The organism is Cognatishimia sp. F0-27, from assembly GCF_020667845.1.
GTDB lineage: Bacteria > Pseudomonadota > Alphaproteobacteria > Rhodobacterales > Rhodobacteraceae > JAFMPQ01.
Genome location: NZ_JAFMPQ010000040.1, coordinates 14,789 through 36,380 on the forward strand (window position 1 = coordinate 14,789; position 21,592 = coordinate 36,380).

Genomic DNA, 21,592 nt, shown 5'->3' on the forward strand with positions numbered 1-21,592 from the left:
CTCAATCACGGGCCAGCAGCGCATGGAATTCCTTCTCGAGATCGATCACCGGCTCGCCCGAGACGTCCACCGCCACGAACCCGATCCGCCCGCCTTTGAAATGGTTCGGCGGGGCGTAATCCGGACAGACCGGGTCGGCGCTGTCATATCCGATGCACAACCCGTCGCCCGACAGGGTGAACTTGCCCGGCTGGGTGCGCATCGTGCCCTCAGCGACCGTCTCGCCATTGATGTGCAGCGTCACCGTGCCGTTTGGAACGAATTTCGGATTCTCACCCGTCTTCTCGAAGGCCATGCCGAGTGACACGTGACCTTCGGGCAGGCGGGCCTTTGATCTGACCCGTTGCTCATCGAAGCCAAGGAAGTTGTACACGTAGTGCAGGTATCCGTCCTTGACGAAGAGCGTATGCCCTCCAAACCGGGAGCCATGGGCAAAGATCACCCCCTCGACATCGGCCGTGACATCGTGCAACTCCGCCCCGATGGCGAAGGAGCGCCCCCGGACGTTGACCGCGACGGATTCCGGCACCGGTGCCGTTCCCGGCTTGTAGATATACCTGTCGCGCTCCTTCGGACCGGGGCGCCACAGGGTCAACTGCTCCCGGGCGGTTCGGTCGTCGAGCGGCAGAACGTCGTTCTTCGCGGCTTCCTCGTTCCAGATCCTGACCATCTCCGCGACCTTGTCGGGGTGCTCTGCCGAAAGGTCATGACATTCGGTGCGATCCTTCTCGATGTGATAAAGCTCCCAGGTATCGTCTTCGAACTTGCCCTTGCCCGTCAGGGCGCCGTGCCGCGCAACGGCTTTCCAACCGTCGTGATAGATTGCCCGCGTGCCCAGCATCGCGTAATACTGGGTAACCCGCGCGCTTTCCACGGCAGCATCCTTGATCGAGGGCAGCATGGAGACGCCGTCGATATGCGATTGCGGAACGCCTGCAATCTTTTGCGGCGCCTCCACGCCACAGATGTCGAGGATCGTCGGCATCACGTCCACGGCATGGTGATACTGATGCCTGATCTCGCCGCCTGCCGCACCCGTGGTGGGCTTGTGCGCGATGATGCAAGCATCCGCGATCCCGCCCTCCAGCGAGAACCGCTTGAACATCTTGAAGGGTGTGTTGAAGGCCCAGGCCCAACCGGTCGGGTAATGGTTGTAGGTATCGGGGCTGCCGAGCTTGTCGATATTCGCCAGGTTCTCGCTCAGGTCGTCCGGCCAGTTGTTGAAGAACTTGTTCTCGTTGACCGATCCGTCGGGCGTGCCTTCGCCGCTGGCGCCGTTGTCGGATACGACCACGAAGACCGTATTGTCGAGCTCTCCGGCTTCTTCTAGGTAGTCGAGAAGCCGACCGATCTCGTGATCCGTGTAGCTGAGATAGGCCGCATAGACCTCGGCCATACGGGCGAATAACCGTTTCTGGTCGTCGCTCAGGCTGTCCCATGGATGCACGAGATCGACAGCGTTGATGACATCGGTATCCCAAGGATTGATCTCGGACAGCTCTGTGCCCTCGGGCAGGATCCCCATCTCGAGCATCCGCTTCCAGGCGTCGACCCGGTATTGCTCGTAGCCCGCGTCGAATTTGCCGCGATACTTCTCGATCCACGCCTTTGGAGCGTGGTGCGGCGCGTGGGTGGCGCCCGGCGCGTAGTAGAGGAAGAAGGGCCTGTCGGGATCGGCCTGTTTGGTGTCCGCGATGAAGCGGATCGCCGTGTCTGCGAGATCCTTGGACAGATGGTAGCCGTCCTCGGGCATGTAGGGTTGTTCGACATCGTGATTGTCATGCACAAGGTCGGGATACCATTGGTTCGTTTCCCCGCCGAGGAACCCGTAGAACCGATCGAAGCCGCGCCCGGTCGGCCATGTGCGCCGTGACGCGGCTTGGTGTGTCTCGGTATCCGGCGACAGGTGCCACTTCCCGATCGCGTAGGTCGAATAGCCATTGTCTCGCAGGATCTCGGCCAGCGACCCGTTCTCGGGTGGGATGACGGCGCTCATGCCGGGGAAGCCGTTCGCGCCTTCCACGATGCAGGCCATGCCGTTGCGGTGGCAGTTCCGCCCGGTCAGAAGCGAGGCGCGAGTCGGCGAGCACAGCGCCGTCGTATGCCACTGGCTGAACCGGATACCCATATCGGCGAGACGGTCCATCGACGGCGTTTCGACGATGTGCGAACCGAAGCAGGAAAACGCCGCGAGGCCGACATCGTCCCAAACGATATAGACCACGTTTGGTGCGCCGTCCTGCGCCTGCGGCGGCAAAAAAGGCGCCCAATCGGGCTTTGAGTCACGGACGTCGAGGGAGATCGTCCCCTTGAAAGGCTCGGTCATTAATCAATCCTCTGGGCTTGAGAATTTGGTCAGCATCGCGGCGAAACGCGCATCCGGGGACGGGGGGCGCCGTGTCAGGCATCAGCCTTCAAGCAGGGTGCGCAGTTCTTCCTCGCTATCCTTTGTCAACGAAGTCTGCAGGACCTTACCCTTGCCGCGGAAGGCTTCCAGCCGGTCGAGCACCTTGTCCGCTGTTGCCTTTTTCACCAGCACAAACACGGCCGCGCCGCCCTCGGGTAGGCCCTTGCCCAGTTCTTTCATGAACTCGTCATTGATCCCGATATCGGTGAGCTTGCCGGACAGTGCACCGGCACCAGCCCCGACCGCGACACCAAGCAGCGGGTTCAGGAAGACCATTCCGATCAGGAGCCCCCAGAAGGAGCCGCCGGCCGCGCCTGCCGCGGTCAGATTGACGGGTTGATGCAGCTTGACCTTATCGTTCTCTTCGCGCGTGACGACAACAATGTCCTCCATCTCGATGAGATACTCGGATTGGAGTTCGACGAGCGCTGCGCGCAGATCGAATGCCGTCTTGGTATCGTCGAATGTGACCGCGATGAGATTGGCCATGCGAATCATCCTTGCATTGGTTACATTACGCTGACTATGGCCATGATTTATGACACTTTCTACTCTTTGTGCCTGGTTTTCAGCACTCGGCCGGTCGTCGCACAGGATGCGGTTGGGGCTCGTGTTTCTTCGGGTAGATGGTTGTGAAGAAACGTCAGTCCTGTTGCGCGCCCGAGGCTGCACCCGGAACCGGCAAAGGACCGCGAACGGAGATCGCATCAGAAGCCCGGTTGGCGAACGCACATGTCGCAACCGTCACCTTGTCCGGCGGGGCCTTCTGGATGGGAAATGAGGGCGTTGGATCCTACGCCCAAGACGGGGAGGGACCGCGCCACGAGGTCCTGCTTGACCCGTTCGGCCTGTCAGCGACATGTGTCACGAACGAGGATTACGCCGCTTTTGTCTCCGCGACCGGTTATCGAACCGATGCCGAGCGACTTGGTGCCTCTTTCGTGTTTGGCGGCCTGCTGCCGGACGATTTTCCACCGACCCGGGGCGTTGCGGCGGCCCCTTGGTGGCGCGAGGTTCTCGGGGCGTCGTGGAAGCAGCCGGAGGGCGAGGGATCGGACATCGAAGGCCGCATGGATCACCCTGTCGTGCACGTCACCTGGCACGACGCGATGGCGTTTTGCGCGTGGAGCGGCACGCGGCTGCCAACAGAGGCGGAATGGGAATACGCCGCCCGCGGCGGCCACGCAGATGCTCCCTTTCCCTGGGGTGACGAACTCGAGCCGAACGGCGCGCACCGGATGAACGTGTTTCAGGGCCGCTTTCCCGGCGAGAATACGGAGGAGGATGGCTGGGCCGGCACCTGTCCGGTGCAGACATTTCCGCCGAACGGCTTTGGCCTCTTCGAGATGACAGGCAATGTCTGGGAATGGTGTGCGGATTGGTTTGCTACCGATACCTACCGCAACTCGCCCCTGCACAATCCGCGCGGACCGGATCGAGGGCAGGCGCGGGTCATGCGCGGCGGTTCCTACCTGTGTCACGCGAGTTACTGCCGTCGTTACCGGGTGGATGCCCGGAGTGCCAACACGCCCGATAGCAGCGCCGGCAATATCGGTTTTCGGGTGGCGCGGGATCTCTGACCCGCCGCTGAACACTTTGGGTCTTTCGCACGACGTGGCATTCTCGTCTTCGCCGTTGCCGACATAGCCGCATTGGGGCTCGCGTTGGCTTTTCAGCGGGTCATCACCCCGCGCCAAAACGTCCGCAACCTGGCCCTGATACGCTTGGCCCATGTCGTTTTCGCCCCCGTCGCCGCTACCGGGCATCGCGCGGGTCTTCTCGCTTGACGACCGGGTTTCGAGCGGTCTCGGGCTGGCCGGTGCACCCTTCTTGCCAAAGCTTGCCGAGACGGCAGTCGGACCGATCGCGGGGTCGCAAGGCTTCACCGGAATGAAGCGCTTCACCCTGTCGTTCGTCCGGCGCGCCATGAGGGCACGCATCCGGGTCTCCCTTCGGGAAAGTGTTGCCGATGCTCGGGAGATCGAACCGGGTGGCGCGCGGCGGCCAAAGCTTTGTCCTGACTTTTGTCCTGACTTCAGTCTCTTGCTGATACGCCCGGTGGAGAGCTCGGCTGCGCAGCGGCGAGACGAGACGGAAGAGGCATCACCCGAAACCGACCCCTGTCTGCTCCCGAGCTTCATGGCTGACGCGCGCACGATCCTGAGATCCGCTCCGGGCCTATCCGCGACCGCAGGCGATCTCTCCCAAGCATCCATTCTCAGGTATCGCACCGGTTCGGTCGTGGGACAGCGTTGCCGGAGTGCGAGCCCTGCGCGGCGGCGTGCCATGGGGCTTAGAGGTATCGCAGGCCCTTCTGCGCGAGCCGTTCGCGCATTTTGTACATGTCGAGGCCCAGCTCTCCCGAGGCCAGGCGCTGCCGCTTCTCCTCCTCCAACGCGAGGCGGGCGCGCGCCTTTTCAAGGACCTCAGCCGCGTCTTCGCGTTTGACCACACAGACCCCGTCGTCATCGGCCAGAACAACATCACCGGGTGCCACCGCGGCACCGGCGCAGACCACGGGCACATTGACGGAGCCCAGTGTTTCCTTGACCGTCCCCTGCGCGCAAATTGCCTTGGACCAGACCGGGAAGCCCATATCCTCAAGCTCCACGACATCGCGCACACCGGCATCGATGATCAGACCCCGGCAGCCCTGTGCCATGGCGGAGGTCGCCAGCAGATCGCCGAAATACCCGGCATCTGAAGGCCCGGTCACCGCCAGCACCATGACATCGCCGGGCTGTAGCTGCTCGATCGCCACATGCAGCATCCAGTTGTCCGCAGGCGGGGCGAGGATCGTCAGGGCAGAGCCACCAACGCGGGCCCCCCGGTAGATCGGACGCATGTAGGAGGCGAGCAGGCCGATCCGGCCCTGGGCTTCGTGCACGGTCGCCACGCCGCAATTCGCCAGCGCGTCGATGACCTCTTGGTCGGCGCGCTCGATGTTCTGAACAACGACGCTCAAAGCGCATCCACCGTGCGCGGAAAGACGCTTTGGAAGCCTTCCGCATACCTGCACTCGCGCCCGCCCGACATACCGCCAGAATTGCGTTTGAAGTGGTTTGCACGCTGTTGTGCCACGCGTGTGTAGTAGTCCCACAAATGCACCTGACCGTTCATCGCCTCCATGGCGGAGCGCTTCTTGTCCCACACGGACGTGACATCGAGAAATGTGTCCGGTTTCCAGCCCATCTGCTCGGTCTGATGCGGCTCGAACAGGTAGAGTTGTGGCGCGCCGAGGACCTGTTCGCCGGGGTTGTGGCCCCAGGCCTGCGCGATCATCCGCGCCTCCAACGCGATCTGCGTCATATACATGTGATCGGTGTTGTAGGGGTCATATTGGCTGTGGCTCATCATGAAGTCGGGCTGGACGGCACGGATCAGATCGACCAGCCTGAACTTGTCGTCCCGGTTCAGCTCCAACGGGTAATCGCCAAGATCGAAGCATTCCAGCGCATGGACGCCTAAGGCCTTCGCGGCCGCTTCCGCCTCGCTGCGGCGGATGGCCTTGACCTCCTGCAAGAGCTTGCCCTCCTTCCACAATCTCGCGCTTTCACCGCGCTCACCAAAGGACATGCAGGCGACGGTGACCTCGTACCCAAGTTCTGCATGCAAGGCGATGGCCCCGCCGCAGCGCCAAACGAAATCGGCGGCATGGGCCGATAGGATCAACGCGGTCTTCTTGTCTGCCATGAACGATGCCCCCGGATCATCTACGCCGATAATAGTCATGAGACCGGCGCCGCGGGAAACACAAATCAGGTCCTGGTCCAAAAGAATTCGGACCGTTGGGGTGTGCGTGGGGCGCGGCCTGGCGTTACTAAGTCTGTCACCGATGACAGGCGAGCATTGCGCAGGGGCTCCAAAGACATGCGGCAGGATCTGGCTGGAATAGCCGCGGGCGACGTCCTGCGTGTGGCAATCAATACGGCGAACAAGGCGCTGGTGACATCTCAGGGCGGCGTGCTGTGCGGCGTCTGTCCGGCGCTGGCGCAGCGGCTTGGCACAGGTCTTGGCCTAAAGATCGAGGCGGTGATCTACGACGGCGCAGGCAAGGTGTTCGCCGATGCAGAGCGCGATGTCTGGGACGTGGCGTTCCTTGCGATCGACGCGACCCGTGCTTCGCGGGTGAGCTTTACCCGGGCGTATCATGTGATCGAGGCGACATACGCCGCGCGTGCGTCTTCACAGATCCGGGATGCGGCGGAGGCGGACCGCGAAGGCGTCAAGCTCCTGACATCGACCGGCTCCGCCTATGACATGCATCTCCGCGCAAATCTGCGCCACGCCCAGTTGGAGCATTCCGGCACGCCACCCGAAAGCTTTGAGGAATTCCGCGCCGGGCGGTGCGACCTCGTCGCCGGTGTGCGTGCCTCGTTGGAGGGCGCGTTTGGTGGAGATGCCAATTTCCAGATCTTGTCGGGGAAGATTACCAGCGTCTCGCAGGCCATGGTCTTGCCCGGGCGCGACAACCCGCTGATCGCGGCCTTGGACGCGTTCGTTGAACAGGCCATCGCGGAGGGCTTTGTCGCGCATGCGTTGGACAATCCGGAGACCGGGCGTTTGGTGTGAGCGCGGTGGAGTGAGGCGATTTTGAACAGGCCGATCGCAGCGATCTAGGAAAGCAATTCGCTGCCCGCCCCAAAGACATCGTCAAAACGCATCGCGCGGCGGGTGAGGCCTTGCCTGTGGATGGAGCCCAAGAGCACGTCCACCGACCCCCGCAAGGCGTCCGCCCCCATGGGCAACAGGTCAGGGCCATCGATATCCAGCTCGGCCTTGGCCGACATGAGACCCTCCGCCACCGTGCGAACGCGGTCGGGCGCGGTCGCCGCACATTTTGCGGTCACGGCAAGCACATGGTTGATCTGGACGACGCCGGTGCGGCGCAAACTCTGCTGCGCCGCTGCATCGGGATCAGGGATCACCGGGCACACCCAATCCTCGCCGGGCATGTCGTTTCCGAAGATCGCCGCATCGACGAGGCCGTCGCGCAGAAGTTCGTAGGTCGGCGTGGCATCCGGATCGCGCAGGACGTTGTCGGGCTCCGGTGCGCCTCGGACATGCGGCCCTTCATGCGTGACCCAAGTGATCTTGCGGGTGTCAACACCATACTCGGTGTCCAGGATCGTACGCGCCCAAGCGCCCGTTGTCTGGCTATAGGCGCGGACGGCCACGCGCTTGCCTTCAAGATCTTTTGGGGACAGCTGGCTGAATCGTGCGTTCTGGACGGTGCATTTGTGCTGAAACCTCGCGGCGATGGTGAGGGGCAGGGGGATGATCGCGCGCCCGGCCTCGACCGCTTGAATGGCGGTCACGATGGCGAGCTCTGCGATATCAAAGGCGCAGTCCTCGACCATCGGGCGAAAGGCGCGATGGATCGGCGACACATCGACAGGTGCAAGACCAAGGCCCTGCGCGTGACCGTCAAGAAAGGCACGGGCAATCGGGCTTTTCCCCATGGCAATGGTGAGCGCGTTCATGCCGGGTCTTTCAGCGCCGGATAAAGCGACAACGCGGTGCCCGACAGGATGGCCTCTTGCTGATCCTTATCCAGCATCGCGACAGCCTCCCGTGCCCGCGCGACGAGGGTGGGCAAGGGCGTGTCCGCGGCAGGGAAATTCGAGCCCCATGCCACGCGATCGGCGCCAAACGTCTCCATCAGGTGCGCCATGAATGCGGGCAAGGTGGACTGCCCGCTTTCCGCGGCTTTGATGTTGCGAAGGGTCATTTTGAGGTGAACGCCGGGGAATGCCGCCAACTCCCACAGGCCAGACGCCGCGGCATAGGGCGGACCGTCACTGAGCTCGGGCCGCGCAAGGTGGTCGATGATCACGTGCGCATCGGGAAACCGCTGTACCAAATCGCGCAGCATCGGCACCCCTGGCGGGCGCATTTGCACGCAGATCGGCAGGCCGATGTCGCTGGCGTATTGCCACGCGGGGTGGCTTGCCGGATCGTTGAGCCATGTCGACTGTCCCTGCACGGTGCTCCCTGCTGTGAACAGGCGCAGGCCCGTCAGGTTGCGCCCCATCCAATAGTCGATCTTTTCGATCGCATCCGCCGCCAGAACGTCGACGGAAAACACCCCCGTCAGCCGCGTCGGATGGGCGGCGACGGCCTCGGCCACATAGGTATTGTCATGGCCGTATGCGGTGGAGGCCTGCACGACCACGGCTTTTTCGATGCCGGCGGCATCCATCTGCGCGATCAGGTCTTCATGCGTGATCGGATGCTTGGAGGACCATGTCGATTGCGTGCCGCCCAGAGGGGTCAGCGGGTAACGCTCCGTATCCGGAGAGATCACGTGAGGATGGATGTCGATGATCGTGCCCATGGCGCGCTCCTTTGTGGGTCAGGATGATCCGTCTTCATCTTCTGTCCAACGGCGGACGTGCGGGAGGTGAATATCGAAAAGGTCGAGGGCGCGGCCCACGGATTGATCGACCATGTCCATCAGAGTTTTCGGCTTGCTGTAGAAGGCGGGCACCGGTGGCATCACGATGGCTCCGTTGCGCGTGGCCTGCTCCATCAGGGCGATGTGACCGGCGTGCAGCGGCGTTTCGCGGAACATCAGCACCAGTCGGCGGCGTTCCTTGAGGCAAACGTCAGCGGCGCGTGGGATCAGTTCGCCGGCATTGCAGGTCGCGATGTTGGACAGGGTTTTGACAGTGCAGGGCGCCACGAGCATCCCCGCCGTGCGGTACGACCCCGACGACAACGACGCCGCGATATCACGGTGATTGTAGAGTACGTCGGGCAGGGCGCGCATCTCGTCCGGATCCATGTCCACTTCATCTTTTGCGGTGAGGAAGGCAGACGGCGAGATGACCGCGTGGGTTTCAATCTCTGGTGCATCGCGCAGCAATTGCAGCGCGCGGATGCCATAGATCACCCCCGACGCCCCGGTGATCGCGATGATCATCCGTGTTTTCCTGGTGTCGTCGTTCATGTGTCAAACCCTTGCAATGCTTGCCACACTCTGGCCGGAGACGCGGGCATGTCCAAATGCGAAATGCCCCGTGTCGAAAGCGCGTCGCAAACCGCATTGATGGACGCGGCAACCGCGCCGACGGTTCCTGCCTCGCCGACGCCCTTTGCGCCAAGCGGGTTGTTCAGGGTCGGAACGGGGTGGCTCAGGATATGGGCCCCGGGAAGGTCTGTGGCGCGTGGCATGGCATAGTCCATGAAGCTGGCCGAAAGAACCTGGCCGCTGTCGGGATCATAGGCGATGTTTTCCATAAGCGCCTGACCAATACCCTGCGCGACACCTCCGGCGACCTGACCCTTGACGAGCAAGGGGTTGGTCTCGATTCCGACGTCATCCACAACGGTATAGCGCTCCACCGAGACCGCACCCGTGTCCGGATCGATCTCGATCTCGCAGATGTGGCACCCGTTGGGGAAAGTCGCACCGGTCGCGGAGGCTTTGACCTCGATCTCTATTGCGCTGCCGGACGCAGACACCGCCTCAAGAAACGTCACGGTTTGACCATCCGGAGCGCGAAAGCGCGTGTCTGCAAATGTCACGTCATCAGGAGCGCAGTTCAGCATCTTCGCGGCTGTCGGGCGCGCCGTTTCAATCGCGTCAGACATGGCTTGCCAAAGCGCCGTTCCCGCCGCTGTCAGGCTGCGTGATCCGAAGGTGCCGGTTCCGTCGGGCACCGTGCCGGTGTCCCCGTTCACGAAGTCGATGGCTTCGGGATCAAGGCCCAAACGATCATGAACCAACTGCCGGAATGCGGTTGGATGGCCCTGGCCAGCGTTGCAACTGCCCAAAACGATCCGGCCGTTGCCCTGCGTCGCCACTGTGAGTGCGGCGTACTCCGGATGTGGCTTGCTGACGGGACCACCGGCAATCTCGATCGGGTTGGCAATACCGATGCCGCGCAGCTTGCCGGTGGCCTCACTGGCGCTGCGGCGGGCGGGAAACCCGTTCCAATCGGCGGCCAGCAGCGTGCGATCCAGTATGGCTTCGAATTCACCACTGTCATAGCGCCAGCCAAGCGGATTGTCGTAGGGAAGCGCATCGCGCGTGATCATGTTCAGGCGTCGCAGATCCACCCGGTCCATGCCGACATCCAGAGCGGCAAGGTCAAGCATCCGTTCGATGATATAGGTGGCCTCGGGCCGACCGGCCCCCCGATATGGCGCGACCTGCTGGCAGTTGGTGAAGACGCCGCTGATCGTCACATGGATCGCGGGCGTGGTGTAGACGCCACCCAGCCCTGCCACGTTGGCCACGGGAGGGTGTGTGGTCGCCGGGCCAAGGCACGCGCCGATCCCGGCGGTGATCTGCACGTCGAGCGCAAGGATCCGTCCGTCCTTGTCCAGCGCGATCGCGGCATCCGCATATTGATCGCGGCCATGGGCGTCGGACAGGAAGGACTCGGTCCGGGTGGCGGACCACACCACCGCTTGCCCCGTGCGACGCGCGGCCCAAAGCGCCAGCGCATACTCCGGATAGGCCGCGTTCTTCATCCCGAAAGACCCGCCTGTGTCACCGGCGACCACGCGGATCGTCGCCGGATCGACGCCCAGTACCGGCCCGAGGTCCTTGGCAATCCGGTGCGGGGTCTGCGTGCCTGCATCAAGGCGATAACCCGTGCCGTCATGCCGGGCTATCGCTGCGCGCGGCTCAAGCGCGGCGGCAGTGACGCGGTTGATGCGCAAGCGTGCGCGGGTGACGTGCGCGGCTTGTTTGAAGCCGTCGTCCACAGCGTCCCGGTCACCCTTCTCGACATGGAAGCAGATGTTGTCGGGCATGTCCGGCCAGACCCGTGGCGCTCCCGGCGCAATCGCTGCAAGCGGATCGGTCACCGGTTCCCGGTCGTCGAAATCCACGACGATGGCCTCTGCGGCATCTTCTGCTTGCGCCCTGGTCTGCGCGATGACTGCCACGATCGGGTGCCCGACATATTGGATCAGGTCGGTCGCCAGCGGATAGAGATCGGGAACCGCCATGTCGCGCCCACCGGGACCGGGGTGGATGATCCTTGGCTTGAAGCTCCCGATCCCGTCCGTCGCCTGCTCCGTCGCGGTCAAGACGTCAACCACTCCGGGCATGGCTTTTGCGCCTTCGACATCAAGCTCGGTCAGCCTGCCCGCAGCGGTCGAGGAGCGCACAAGAACCATGTGCAACGCATCCTTCGGCACCCGGTCGAGCGTGAAGTCACCGCCGCCGCGAAGGTGGGCATCGTCTTCGACACGTGTCTTCGATTGACCGATTTTCCACATGTGTCGCCCCCTCGCGCCGCCGCACAAAGGGGCTGCACATTGACCTCGTCCTGAAAATTGATACTGTCATACATTAAGACATTCAACCATACTATCCTGGATGGAAAGATTGCCAATCTCGAAGCCGGACACCCCGACTGAAATGACGTCGGATCGCCCCCGAATGACTGCGCAGCGGCAGGCGCCGCTGCCGGATGGATGGGCGTATGACGCAAGCACGGTGGATGCCGGGGTGTTGAATGCGGAGCTGTTTTCCGAGATCGGGAAACCTCTGCGGCGTCGGGAGGATCATCGCCTGGTGACGGGCAAGGGTCGGTTTAGTGACGATTTTTCCATTGAAGGGCAGCTTTTTGCCGCGATGGTCCGCTCTCCCTATGCCCATGCGCGGATCGGCGCGATTGATAAGGCGGAGGCCGAGGCATTGCCCGGTGTTGTCGCTGTGCTGACGGGGCAGGATGCGCTGGACGATGGCCTTACCGCGATCAACCACAGCCCCGTGCCGTCCACACGGTTTGACGTGCGACTCACCGCGCCTGACGGCTCCCCGCCCTTTATCGGTCCCCATCTCCTTTTGCCCGTCGACAAGGCCCGCCATGTGGGCGAGGCGGTCGCCATTGTCGTCGCAGAGAGCCGCGCCGCGGCGCTGGACGCGGCGGAGATGGTAGACGTCGCGTGGGAAGAATTGCCCCATGTCATCGACAGCCTCGATGCCATCAAGGAGGATGCGCCGACGCTCTGGGACGAGGTGCCGGGCAACACCTTCGTCGATTGCGAACACGGAAATCCGGAGGCAACAAAGGCCGCCTTTGAAGAGGCTGCGACGGTCGTGCGCGCCAAGCTGCACATCAACCGCGTGACCGCCGTCACCATGGAGCCGCGCGCCGCTCTGGCGGACTACGACGCGGAGACGGGCCGCTCGACGCTCTATGCGGGATCAGGCGGTGCGGTGCGTCAGAAACGCGAACTGTCGGCGGTGCTCGGCATTCCGCAGGATGATCTGCGCGTTCTTTCCTATGATGTGGGCGGCAATTTCGGGGCGCGAAACCGGGTTTACGTGGAGTTTGGACTGGTCCTTTGGGCGTCGCGCAGGCTGCAAAGGCCCGTCAAGTATACCGCCAGCCGGTCCGAGGCCTTTCTGACCGACTATCAAGGCCGCGATCTGCACACCGAAGTTGCCCTTGCGCTGGATGCGGACGGCAAGTTTCTGGCGATGACGGCAGACAATGTCTCAAACGTCGGTGCGCGGTGCGTGTCGCTGTCGCCCTTGTCCAAGGGCGCTGGGCTGATCACGGGGTCCTACCATATCCCCGTGGCACATCTGCGCACACGGGCCGTGTTCACCAACACCATGTGCACCCAAGCCTATCGCAGTTCCGGCCGCCCCGAAGTGACATACGCCATTGAACGCCTCGTCGATCTGGCGGCGATCGAAACCGGCATTGACCCGATCGAACTGCGCCGCCGCAACCTTCTGGCGCCGCAGGATCTGCCCTATCGAAACGCCGTGGGTTCGCTCTATGACAGCGGCGAATACGAGGCCAATATGGACCGCGCAATGGCGCTGTTCGAATGGGATGATGTGGGCCGGCGTCGGGCGGATGCAAAAGCACGCGGCAAAATCCTCGGTGTGGGTTTGGCGAATTACGTCGAAAGCTCTATCGGGACGCCGAAAGAGCGCGCCGAAATCACCGTTGCCCCGGACGGGGCGGTGGAAGTCGTGATCGGAACGCAACCGTCAGGCCAAGGGCATGAGACGTCGTTTGGGCAGGTCGTGGCGGACATGCTGCAGATCCCGGCCGCGGATGTGACGATCGTCTTGGGCGACACTGACCGTGTCAGCGTTGGCGGCGGGTCGCACTCGGGCCGTTCCATGCGGCACGCAGGAACGGTGATGGTGATGGCCTCTGCGGACCTGCTACGGGTTGCGCGCGATCTTGCCGCAGAGCGACTGGATCTCGCGCCGGACGCGCTCGACTATGCAGACGGCACCTTCACCGCGCGGGGCACCAATCGGTCCGTCACCTTGGCCGATCTGTCATCCGAGCAAAACCCGCTGAGCGTGGCGCGCACGAATGAGATGCACGCGCCTGTTTTTCCCAATGGCACCGCGATCTGCGAGGTCGAGATCGATCCTGTGACCTGTCAGATCGCGATCACCCGCTATGCGTCCGTCGATGACGTGGGCCGTTGCATCAACCCCTTGATCGTTCATGGCCAAAGCCACGGTGGCATCGCCCAGGGCGTGGGGCAAGCGATGTGGGAAGACTGCGCGATTGACCCTGAATCCGGCCAACCGCTGGCAGGATCCCTGATGGATTACGGGTTGCCGCGCATCGACACGATGCCGTTCTTCGATGTCGAGATTTCCGAAGTCCTGTCGCCCACCAATCCGCTTGGCATCAAGGCAGGGGGTGAAGGTGGCACGACGCCCGCGCTGGCTACCGTCACTCTGGCGGTTCTGGACGCGCTGCGCCCCTTGGGCGTCACCGATATCGCCATGCCGATCACCCCCCAACGCATCTGGCAGGCGCTCGACACCGCCGCTGCAACGCCCAAAGAGAAGGCCCCAGCATGACCCATTCCATCCGGATTCTCGCCTTTCCCGGCGCGCCCAACCTGCCGATCTTCACAGCTTTGGAAGAGGGGTTCTTTGCCGAGGAAGACGTCGATATCGCCATCGAATTCACGCCCTCTAGCATCTATCAGGCCAAACAGGTCGCGGCGGGGAACTTCGATATCGCGATGACGGCGTTCGACAATGTGGTCGCTTACGGCGAGGGGCAGGGGGCGGCCGGGCCCGACGTCGATCCGGGCTATGTCGCCGTGATGGGGGCGACGCAGCTTGAGCTGAGCCTCGTCGTGTCGCCCGATGTGACGGGTTTCAACGACCTGCGTGGCAAGACCCTTGCGCTGGATGCTCTCGACACCGGGTTTGCGTTTGTCCTGACCGAAATGCTCATGCGGGCGGGCCTGAGCCAGGGCGACCCCGCATATGTCACTGTCGGGGCCACGCCGCAGCGCTGGCAATCCGTGCAGGCGGGCGAGCATGCGGGCACGCTGACCATTGAACCGTTCACCACGATGGCCACCCGCGCCGGGTTCACCGTGCTACAAGAATCAACGGAGATTTTCGACGCGTATCAAGGCGGCGTCGTCGCCGCGCGGCGCGGCTTTCTGGCAGAGAACCCGGATGCGGTGGCGGCCTATCTGCGCGCCCTTCTGCGGTCGTTGGACTGGCTGTCCGATGCGTCCAACCATGACGCCGCCTGCGAGCACCTGAAAAAGCATATGCCCGCCATCAAACCCGAAGCCGCGGGGGCAGTTCTGAAGAACGTGTTAAATCCGAAATCCGGGCTAACGCCGGGCGGCGCGATCCTGCCAGACGGCATGCGCCGCGTTCTGGACCTGCGCAGCCGTCATGGCTCGGGCGGGAAAACCCTGACGGACATCGAGCGCTATATGGACTTGACCCTGTATGACGCCATCCAGAGCGGCGCGGGCGCATGAGGCAACTCGCGATCACCGTAAACGGAGAGGTGCGGACGGCCGATGTCGAAGACCGCACGCTTTTGGTGGAATTCTTGCGCGAAGGTCTTGGCCTGACAGGAACCCACGTGGGCTGTGATACGACGCAATGCGGCGCCTGTACGGTGATCATGGACGGCCAGGCCGTGAAAAGCTGCACGGTGCTGGCGGTGATGGCCGAAGGCGCAGAAGTCCGTACGATCGAAGGGCTGGCGGATGGCGACAGGCTGCACCCTTTGCAAGACGCGTTCTCGCGCCACCACGCGCTGCAATGCGGCTTCTGCACTCCGGGAATGATCATGGCCTCGCTTGACGTGATTGAACGCCACGGCGCGGACCTTGATGCCCAGACCGTGCGTCATGAGCTGGAAGGCAACCTGTGCCGTTGCACCGGTTACCACAACATCGTCAAGGCCGTGCTGGACGCGGCGGGGCGGGGTAGCCCGCGATGATGTACGGTTTCTCCTTTCATCGACCCAAAAGCCTTGCAGAGGCCGCGGATGTTTTCGCCCGCGCGGACGACCCGACTTATGTTTCCGGCGGGCATTCGCTGCTTCCGACAATGAAAAGCCGCCTCGCAGCCCCCAGCGATCTGATTGCGCTGACCCATTTGCCGGAACTGCAGGGCATCACGCGAGACGGCGACAGGGTGATCATCGGCGCGGCGCAAACCCACGCCTCGGTGGCCAGCGCCGCTCTGGTGCAAGATGCGCTCCCGGCGCTTGCGCAACTGGCCGGTTCAATCGGCGATATGCAGGTCCGGCACCGGGGCACGATTGGCGGATCTCTTGCCAACAATGACCCGGCGGCGGATTACCCCTCCGCAGTGTTGGCGCTTGGGGCCACGATTGTCACGTCAACCCGCGAGATCCATGCGGATGATTACTTCGACGGCATGTTCGCGACTGCGCTGGAACTCGGTGAAATCATCACGGCTATTGCCTTTCCTATCCCGAAAAGCGCGGGCTATGCGAAAATGCGCAATCCCGCGTCGCGCTATGCATTGGCCGCGTCATTCGTGGCGAAAACGGAGGATGCCGTGCGGGTCGCGATCACGGGTGCCGGCTCGGATGGCGTGTTTCGTTGGAGCGCGGCGGAGAAGGCCCTGGGCGCATCCTTCGATAGCGCTGCACTGGCGGGCTTGGCGCTGAGCGCTGACGATATGCTGGGTGACATGCATGCGGACGCATCCTATCGCGCCCATCTTGCGGCGATTTGCACGCAGCGCGCCGTCGACAACCAGGGTCGGTTGACCTTGCTCTAAAGGGCCAGCTCTGTGGCCGAGATCAGGCGCTGCAATGGCGCGTCCTTGCCGACGGGTCCACCGGCGTAGTGTTCCAACGCCGCCTTGAGGTTTTGCGCCGCCGACACCGGTGCGCCGGGCGTGAAACCGTCAGCAACCAGTGCGGCCAACACCGCCAATTCGATCCGTTCCGCGTTCAGTTCGGCGGCCTTCACGGCCTCTCGCACGGCATCGGTCCGCGCGTCCGGGGCAGGCGGCGGCCCGTTCTTCAAGCGTTGACGCACTGTGCGCAGGGCAATCACGACCTCTTTGTGCCAAGGCTCCACAGCGCCCGCGATGCGTGCCATTCCAGGCGCGTCCAAGGCGATCCCACGGGTTGCCATCCAAAGTCCGCACAACACCACCGGAACATCCACGCCATAGCGTTCTTGCAGCGTGAGGCAATCTGCCGAAACGCCGTCGGCGCCATAGACCTTGAGCGCAAAACGCCAAAGATCCGCTTCTGCGTCCGGCTCGGTCACGGCTCTTGCTCAACGAAGGGCAGCGCAGACAGCGCGGCGTGTTCCACATGGGCGCGTGCAATCCGGCGGGCACCCTCCACGTCGCGCGCCAGCAGCGCATCGCGGAGCGCCTTCATTTCCTCGATCGATTGCGCCTGGCGTTCCTTGCGGATCACTGACTTGCTGCGCAACTGCGCGGTGCGCAGGGTCAGGCGTTGCAGCACCTCTAACGCAACGCGGTTGCGCGCCACATCGCAGATGAAGTCGTAGAATTGCCGCTTGGCATCGACAATGGGCAGGAACTCCGAGCTCGTATAAGCGCGGATGACCAGCCCGCAAAGACGCTCGGCTTCCCGCAGGTCCTCGTCGTCGGCGTTCTCCAGAAACTGCTGAAAAATCAACGCCTCCAGGTCGGCCCGGATACGGTAGATGTTCTCGGCATCGCGGTATGTGATGCGGACCACGGTCAATCCGCGTGCGCCCAGTTGCGCGATGACACCTTCGGCCTCGAATTCTCGCAAAGCTTCGCGCAGGGACGTGCGGCTGACGCCGAGTTGTTCGCACAGGTCCTTTTCCACCAGCCTGTCGCCCGGGCGAAGCACCCCCTGTTCAATGGCAGAGCGCATCGACTCGATGATCCGCGTGCGCAATGGTGCCGATTCGAAATTGATCCGTCTGAGTTCCCCTCCGATTTCAGACATCTGGCGCGCCCTCCATTGTTCGGTTGTTCAAGATCATCTCGTCCTCCCTGCTATCCATCGAAACACCAAAGGTGCCAGAGCCACGATAAGCGAAATACGGACGAGGTGGTGACTGGCGACATAGGCGATATCGGCCTCCATTGCCACGGCGACAAGGCTCATTTCCGCAAGCCCGCCCGGTGAGAAGGCCAGAACAACCTGTTCCAGAGACTGCCCGAGCAGGCGGTAAAGCAACACCGCGAATGCGAAGGTGATGCACAGCAGCAGTGTCGTTGCCCCGGCGCTGAACCCCAAGGCAGCCGCGATCTTGCGCGGGGGCACCCCGATGAAACGCCCACCGATGATCGTACCCAACAGGACTTGCGCTGCGATCACAAGCTCTTGCGGCGGCGGGTTCGTGGACAGACCGGTCAGATGCACCGCGGCCGAGATGAGCATCGGCCCCAGCAAGGTCGGCGCGGGAAGGCGCAGCTTGCGACCAAGGAAAAAGCCCGCGACCCCTGCGGCCAGGAGCAAGCCCAGTTCAATGGCCGGGATGTCTTTGAACGACGTCCCGAACCCGGATCTGTCCGACAAGTCTATCCCCTGGATCACCCGGAACCAGATCGCGACCAGTGCCACGACGATGATGATGCGGCTGGCGTGGGCAAGAACGATGGCGCGATCATCCGCGCCCATTTCCTCGCCCACGATCATCATCTCGCTCAGACCGCCGGGCATGCCCGCGAAGTAGGCGGTCGGCGTGTCGTAGCCCGCGACGTATTTGTAATAGGGCACCGTGACGAGCCCACAGATCACCAGATAGACGGCAAGAAAGGCGAAAGACACGAGCCAAAGGCCGATCTGATTCAGAAAATCAGGCGAAAAGCCCGACCCGAGCATGACCCCGATCACAACCACCACGTAAGGGCGAAGCGGACCGGGCGCGGCAACGGGCGCGCGCAACATCGCGGCGACCGCCGTGGAGACCATCGGCCCCAACATCCATGGCAGCGGCAAGGTCAACCAGTTGAACACCGCGCCGGTCGCCACGCCCATCGCAATCGCCAGCAGCACGCGGGGCCACGTGTCGCGCAGGCTGCGAAGGGATTTGTCCTTGGAACTCATTGGCGCGGTGTATCCCGATCTTTCGTCAGGTCTCAATGTCTCGCGTCGGCGTTTCGGGTTTCATGCCGTCACGTTGCCGCTTTTGGGTGGCCTCGCCGTTGGCCTCCCAATTGCCGGCCACGGCGTTGTTGGCATATTGACTCCACAAATCCGACCAATCGCCCAATTCATACCCGTGCCACGGTGGCTGAGGGGTGAGGCGGGGCAGGTTCAACTCTTCCCAGATGTCCTTGGCGCGGCTCATGTATTCTTCGCGCGGCAGGGCAAGGGGTGGCATGTCGGACTTCAAGGTGGCGTCGATCATTAACGTCGAATCCAATCCTGAGCGTCCTGATTTCGGCCCATGCCCACCAGAGCGGTAGGGTGTGACGTGGACATCCGTGGTCAGGTTCGAGCGATACGCGATGGACCAGAAGATCGCGTCTGCGTTGTTGGGCTCGATATCTTCAGACACGGCAATGACGACCTTGCCGCATTGCGCCTGCAGGTTCGCGGCACCCTGCATGCCCCGCCAGACTTCGGTCTGAGGAGCGCTCCGGTCAAACTGCAGGAAAATCACCTTGCGGATGTTGGTCAGCGGCTCGTGCATCACCACGCGTTTGATGCCCTTGATGTTGAGCGCCTTCTTGAGGTGCTCAAAATACAGCGGTTCATAGGCGACCTTCTTGAGGGTCGAGCTTTCGCTGGGTGTGACCTGGCTGACGATGGAAACGAAGACGGCCGATTTGCGCATGGTGATGGCCGTCACCTGCATCGACATGTTGAAGTCTTCCAGCGCCACATGGCCGTGGCTTTCGCCAAACGGCCCCTCGGGTTCCAGGTAGTCGGTGGCAATCTCGCCCTCGATCACGAATTCCGCATTGGCAGGCACTTCCAGGTCAACCGTCTTGCAGCGCACGGTTTGGATCGGTGCGCCGATCAACCCGCCAGCAACGGCCATCTCGTCTTGATCAATCGCCAGCTTTTGCGGGCCGGTGAAGAGGACGCCGGGCGCGCAGCCGATGACGATTGCCACAGGCATCTTCTCGCCTCTCGCTTTGTATTTCAGCCAATGCTGATAGCCGCCCGCGCCGCCCAGTCGGCTGGCCATCCGTACGCCAAGCCTGTCGCGGGCCTTCAACTGGCCACGGTAGGTGCCCATGTTGCGAATGCCGTTTTCGGGGTCTTTCGTCACCACCAGCGTGGCGGTCAAATAGGGGGCCGAGTCGAATCCCGGCGTGGACACGGGAACCGGGAGCGCCGCCAGGCCGCCACCGGGCCGGGTCAGGTCATCGCCGGTCAACACGATCTGTTGGCAGAGTGCGTCCGTGACAGGTTCCGGCGGAATAGGGCGCTCCATGGCCCGGACCCAGACGGAGCCGATCTCTTCCACCGGGACGCCCAAACCCACGGCATAGATCTCGGGGTTCGCCGCCAGCGCGCCCACGGCCACGCTGTTGGCATAGGATGTCCCCTTTGCATCGGTCACATTGGTGAACAAAAACGCCTTGCGATCTTCCGCCGGAATACCGCCCTGGAACTGCCAGCGGGTCAAGGGATGCAATTCGCTGTCCTTGTCGATGGCCCGGTCGATCCGGGTCAGCAGACCGCGCTCTTCCAGGCGCTGCAGATGTTCCTGAAAGTCTTCGGGGGCTGTGGTGTCTTTGCTCATGCTGACCTTTTCCTTACGAAAAACGCCACCTCCTGTGGAAGAGGCGGCGCAGACTTGGTGTCTTTTCGTCCGGCGCAACCTGCGCCGGACGATGACGATTCTGCCTTAATCGACTGCGGCTGCGCCCGATGTGTCGATCGCCGCGGTCACATTCGCGATCAGTTCAGGCGTCGCGCTCATGATTTCGGCCATGATGGCTTCGATTTCGGGGCCTGGGGCGTAGTCGATCTCCGCTGAGCGCTGCTCGGCCGCCGCAAGGAAGGCCGGATCTTCGATCATCGCCGCGAACGCTGCCTGCAAACCCTCGACAATCGCGTCATCCGTATCGGGATGCACCATCATCGAGCGCCCGATCGGAGCGGAAGCCCCGAGGAATCGCAGGACGGCCTGGTTGTCGGGATTGTCCGTCAGCTCCTGCATCAAAGGCACATCGGGGATCCCGGGATGACGCTCAAGGCCGGTCTGAACCACAATCGTCAGCGCACCGTCGCCAAGATCGGCGGGGTCGGAGACAAAAGATGCGTAGTTCTGCGAGAACATGTCGGCTTCCGCACGCAACGTCGCCAGCGTGGTGGCCTGAGATCCGTCATAGCCGCAGATCAGACGGAAATTGAAGTCAGCCATGTTCATCAAGGCTGCCGCTTGTTGCGCAGCGCGCGCATTGCGCCCGGTGCAGGCCACGATAATCTCCTGGCCGCGCATTTCTTCCGCGGTCGTGGCGAGTTCGGAGCGCACCGCGAAGCCGACATTGGCCGTTGCGAAACGGCCGATATAGCGGAACTCGGAAGCGTCCCAGCTGGCCGCATCGGGACGCAGGAACTGAATGTGACCAAGGCTGTCCGGAAGAATCGCAACCGTCAGGCCGTCCGGGTCTGAGGTATTGATGAAGGCGGCCGCTGCGGAGCGCCCACCGCCACCGGGCTGATGCTGCACGATGACATCCGGGTTGCCGGGAATGTGTGCGCCCATGAATTCTGCCGCAAGCTGTGCGTAGAGATCATAGGATCCGCCGGGTGGATGCCCGATCAGAATCGTGAGGGTCTGGCCCTCATATGTCTCTTCCATCGTCTGCGCGTTGACCGCGCTTGATCCAAACGTAACCGCAACCGAGATCGCGCCAACGGCAACTGCAGACCGAATGTATTTCGAAAATCCCATGCTTTCCTCCCTGTCATGGTTCCCGCGTCCAAACGCCAGCAGGACAAGGGAATACGCCGATCT

At 62.8% G+C, this 21,592-nt stretch carries 19 protein-coding genes; 6 read left to right on the forward strand and 13 right to left on the reverse strand.

Annotated features, from left to right (window positions below; genetic code table 11):
- Window position 1 precedes the first annotated feature (1 nt).
- Both J1C49_RS18135 and J1C49_RS18140 read right to left on the reverse strand, forming a co-directional pair.
- Window positions 2–2,326, reverse strand: a complete 2,325-nt coding sequence (locus tag J1C49_RS18135; RefSeq protein ID WP_227447257.1) for an arylsulfatase — start codon at window positions 2,324–2,326, stop codon at window positions 2–4.
- 81 nt (window positions 2,327–2,407) lie between these two features.
- Window positions 2,408–2,896: a DUF1269 domain-containing protein gene (locus tag J1C49_RS18140; protein WP_227447258.1), complete on the reverse strand. Its 489-nt coding sequence runs from the start codon at window positions 2,894–2,896 to the stop codon at window positions 2,408–2,410.
- A 230-nt stretch (window positions 2,897–3,126) separates the two neighbouring features.
- Between J1C49_RS18140 and J1C49_RS18145 the strand changes: the two genes are divergently transcribed.
- The gene (locus J1C49_RS18145; RefSeq protein WP_227447259.1) at window positions 3,127–3,987 is read left to right on the forward strand and encodes a formylglycine-generating enzyme family protein; all 861 of its coding nucleotides are present in this window, start codon (window positions 3,127–3,129) and stop codon (window positions 3,985–3,987) included.
- Window positions 3,988–4,700: 713 nt separating this feature from the next.
- Here J1C49_RS18145 and J1C49_RS18150 read toward each other — a convergent pair.
- Together J1C49_RS18150 and J1C49_RS18155 are read right to left on the reverse strand one after the other, a co-directional pair.
- The gene (locus tag J1C49_RS18150; RefSeq protein ID WP_227447260.1) at window positions 4,701–5,372 is read right to left on the reverse strand and encodes a 4-carboxy-4-hydroxy-2-oxoadipate aldolase/oxaloacetate decarboxylase; all 672 of its coding nucleotides are present in this window, start codon (window positions 5,370–5,372) and stop codon (window positions 4,701–4,703) included.
- Window positions 5,369–6,100 (reverse strand): PIG-L deacetylase family protein, encoded by a 732-nt coding sequence (locus tag J1C49_RS18155; RefSeq protein ID WP_227447261.1) that lies wholly within the window; start codon window positions 6,098–6,100, stop codon window positions 5,369–5,371. The genes J1C49_RS18150 and J1C49_RS18155 overlap by 4 nt, the downstream gene beginning before the upstream one ends.
- 177 nt (window positions 6,101–6,277) lie before the next feature.
- Here J1C49_RS18155 and J1C49_RS18160 point away from each other — a divergent pair, with 177 nt between their 5' ends.
- On the forward strand, window positions 6,278–6,979 hold the full coding sequence (locus J1C49_RS18160) for a transporter substrate-binding domain-containing protein (protein ID WP_227447262.1): 702 nt from the start codon (window positions 6,278–6,280) through the stop codon (window positions 6,977–6,979).
- A 44-nt stretch (window positions 6,980–7,023) separates the two neighbouring features.
- Here the strand turns inward: J1C49_RS18160 and J1C49_RS18165 are convergent, their stop codons facing one another.
- The 4 genes from J1C49_RS18165 to J1C49_RS18180 are packed head-to-tail and all read right to left on the reverse strand — an operon-like array spanning window position 7,024 to window position 11,644.
- Entirely contained in the window at window positions 7,024–7,890 is an 867-nt protein-coding gene (locus J1C49_RS18165; protein ID WP_227447263.1) for a hypothetical protein, read from the reverse strand.
- Entirely contained in the window at window positions 7,887–8,744 is an 858-nt protein-coding gene (locus J1C49_RS18170; protein WP_227447264.1) for an amidohydrolase, read from the reverse strand. The genes J1C49_RS18165 and J1C49_RS18170 overlap by 4 nt, the downstream gene beginning before the upstream one ends.
- 18 nt (window positions 8,745–8,762) lie before the next feature.
- Window positions 8,763–9,359, reverse strand: a complete 597-nt coding sequence (locus tag J1C49_RS18175) for a UbiX family flavin prenyltransferase (protein WP_227447265.1) — start codon at window positions 9,357–9,359, stop codon at window positions 8,763–8,765.
- Complete coding sequence (locus J1C49_RS18180) at window positions 9,356–11,644, reverse strand: xanthine dehydrogenase family protein molybdopterin-binding subunit (protein ID WP_227447266.1); 2,289 nt, start codon at window positions 11,642–11,644, stop codon at window positions 9,356–9,358. Before J1C49_RS18180 ends, J1C49_RS18175 begins: the two co-directional genes overlap by 4 nt.
- 163 nt (window positions 11,645–11,807) lie before the next feature.
- Between J1C49_RS18180 and J1C49_RS18185 the strand changes: the two genes are divergently transcribed.
- The 4 genes from J1C49_RS18185 to J1C49_RS18200 are packed head-to-tail and all read left to right on the forward strand — an operon-like array spanning window position 11,808 to window position 16,433.
- Window positions 11,808–14,219: a xanthine dehydrogenase family protein molybdopterin-binding subunit gene (locus J1C49_RS18185; RefSeq protein WP_227447267.1), complete on the forward strand. Its 2,412-nt coding sequence runs from the start codon at window positions 11,808–11,810 to the stop codon at window positions 14,217–14,219.
- Window positions 14,216–15,151, forward strand: coding sequence for an ABC transporter substrate-binding protein (locus J1C49_RS18190; protein ID WP_227447268.1), 936 nt, complete (start codon window positions 14,216–14,218; stop codon window positions 15,149–15,151). The genes J1C49_RS18185 and J1C49_RS18190 overlap by 4 nt, the downstream gene beginning before the upstream one ends.
- Window positions 15,148–15,621, forward strand: a complete 474-nt coding sequence (locus tag J1C49_RS18195) for a (2Fe-2S)-binding protein (protein ID WP_227447269.1) — start codon at window positions 15,148–15,150, stop codon at window positions 15,619–15,621. The genes J1C49_RS18190 and J1C49_RS18195 overlap by 4 nt, the downstream gene beginning before the upstream one ends.
- The gene (locus J1C49_RS18200) at window positions 15,621–16,433 is read left to right on the forward strand and encodes a xanthine dehydrogenase family protein subunit M (protein WP_227447280.1); all 813 of its coding nucleotides are present in this window, start codon (window positions 15,621–15,623) and stop codon (window positions 16,431–16,433) included. The genes J1C49_RS18195 and J1C49_RS18200 overlap by 1 nt, the downstream gene beginning before the upstream one ends.
- Here J1C49_RS18200 and J1C49_RS18205 read toward each other — a convergent pair.
- The 5 genes from J1C49_RS18205 to J1C49_RS18225 form a co-directional block, all read right to left on the reverse strand.
- Window positions 16,430–16,933: a TIGR02444 family protein gene (locus tag J1C49_RS18205; RefSeq protein ID WP_227447270.1), complete on the reverse strand. Its 504-nt coding sequence runs from the start codon at window positions 16,931–16,933 to the stop codon at window positions 16,430–16,432. The genes J1C49_RS18200 and J1C49_RS18205 overlap by 4 nt on opposite strands.
- Window positions 16,930–17,613, reverse strand: coding sequence for a GntR family transcriptional regulator (locus J1C49_RS18210; protein ID WP_227447271.1), 684 nt, complete (start codon window positions 17,611–17,613; stop codon window positions 16,930–16,932). The genes J1C49_RS18205 and J1C49_RS18210 overlap by 4 nt, the downstream gene beginning before the upstream one ends.
- Window positions 17,614–17,646: 33 nt before the next feature.
- A complete protein-coding gene (locus J1C49_RS18215; protein ID WP_227447272.1) occupies window positions 17,647–18,720 on the reverse strand; it encodes an AbrB family transcriptional regulator in 1,074 nt (357 codons plus the stop codon).
- A gap of 25 nt (window positions 18,721–18,745) precedes the next feature.
- Window positions 18,746–20,371, reverse strand: coding sequence for a UbiD family decarboxylase (locus tag J1C49_RS18220; protein ID WP_227447273.1), 1,626 nt, complete (start codon window positions 20,369–20,371; stop codon window positions 18,746–18,748).
- 105 nt (window positions 20,372–20,476) lie between these two features.
- Entirely contained in the window at window positions 20,477–21,529 is a 1,053-nt protein-coding gene (locus tag J1C49_RS18225) for a tripartite tricarboxylate transporter substrate-binding protein (RefSeq protein ID WP_227447274.1), read from the reverse strand.
- Between the last annotated feature and the right edge of the window lie 63 nt (window positions 21,530–21,592).

Bases quoted from the DNA above. Each gene is read 5' to 3' on its own strand.
- J1C49_RS18135 (WP_227447257.1), bottom strand. From the start codon at position 2,326: ATGACCGAGCCTTTCAAGGGGACGATCTCCCTCGACGTCCGTGACTCA.
- J1C49_RS18140 (WP_227447258.1), bottom strand. From the start codon at position 2,896: ATGGCCAATCTCATCGCGGTCACATTCGACGATACCAAGACGGCATTC.
- J1C49_RS18155 (WP_227447261.1), bottom strand. From the start codon at position 6,100: ATGGCAGACAAGAAGACCGCGTTGATCCTATCGGCCCATGCCGCCGAT.
- J1C49_RS18160 (WP_227447262.1), top strand. From the start codon at position 6,278: ATGCGGCAGGATCTGGCTGGAATAGCCGCGGGCGACGTCCTGCGTGTG.
- J1C49_RS18165 (WP_227447263.1), bottom strand. From the start codon at position 7,890: ATGAACGCGCTCACCATTGCCATGGGGAAAAGCCCGATTGCCCGTGCC.
- J1C49_RS18170 (WP_227447264.1), bottom strand. From the start codon at position 8,744: ATGGGCACGATCATCGACATCCATCCTCACGTGATCTCTCCGGATACG.
- J1C49_RS18175 (WP_227447265.1), bottom strand. From the start codon at position 9,359: ATGAACGACGACACCAGGAAAACACGGATGATCATCGCGATCACCGGG.
- J1C49_RS18180 (WP_227447266.1), bottom strand. From the start codon at position 11,644: ATGTGGAAAATCGGTCAATCGAAGACACGTGTCGAAGACGATGCCCAC.
- J1C49_RS18185 (WP_227447267.1), top strand. From the start codon at position 11,808: ATGACTGCGCAGCGGCAGGCGCCGCTGCCGGATGGATGGGCGTATGAC.
- J1C49_RS18190 (WP_227447268.1), top strand. From the start codon at position 14,216: ATGACCCATTCCATCCGGATTCTCGCCTTTCCCGGCGCGCCCAACCTG.
- J1C49_RS18195 (WP_227447269.1), top strand. From the start codon at position 15,148: ATGAGGCAACTCGCGATCACCGTAAACGGAGAGGTGCGGACGGCCGAT.
- J1C49_RS18200 (WP_227447280.1), top strand. From the start codon at position 15,621: ATGTACGGTTTCTCCTTTCATCGACCCAAAAGCCTTGCAGAGGCCGCG.
- J1C49_RS18210 (WP_227447271.1), bottom strand. From the start codon at position 17,613: ATGTCTGAAATCGGAGGGGAACTCAGACGGATCAATTTCGAATCGGCA.
- J1C49_RS18215 (WP_227447272.1), bottom strand. From the start codon at position 18,720: ATGAGTTCCAAGGACAAATCCCTTCGCAGCCTGCGCGACACGTGGCCC.
- J1C49_RS18220 (WP_227447273.1), bottom strand. From the start codon at position 20,371: ATGAGCAAAGACACCACAGCCCCCGAAGACTTTCAGGAACATCTGCAG.
- J1C49_RS18225 (WP_227447274.1), bottom strand. From the start codon at position 21,529: ATGGGATTTTCGAAATACATTCGGTCTGCAGTTGCCGTTGGCGCGATC.